The following is a 278-nucleotide window of genomic DNA, read 5'->3' as shown; positions in this document are numbered from 1 at the left end:
TGAAATGCAAACTACCTTTTATCTCAGGAGATAACCGGGTTAATGTAATTTGTCTTGGATATTCTTCAGGATCAGACCAAGCGGGGACAGAATTATTATAAATTTTATAGGCTGCCTGACCGATGTATAGGTGAATCGGTTTATTATGTGTTTCTTTTACCCACCAATCTACTAATATGTCATAAGCAGCTGGTGTGAAATCAATATTCCAATATATTTGCGGTGTAATGTAATCAATATAACCTTTTTGTATCCATTCACGTGTATCAGCATAAAGG

The 278-nt window shown here is 35.3% G+C and carries 1 protein-coding gene; it reads right to left on the bottom strand.

The genetic code is table 11. The features are described from left to right. Window positions 1-278, bottom strand: a 278-nt coding sequence (locus tag ACSG5Z_RS32765) for a family 10 glycosylhydrolase (protein ID WP_435713020.1), incomplete at both ends; no start/stop codon positions are given.

It is taken from the genome of Bacillus pretiosus, from assembly GCF_051294775.1.
Classification (GTDB): Bacteria; Bacillota; Bacilli; order Bacillales; family Bacillaceae_G; genus Bacillus_A; species Bacillus_A wiedmannii.
Note: the sequence above shows the minus strand (reverse complement) of the source record. Positions and strands in the feature narration are given on the sequence as shown.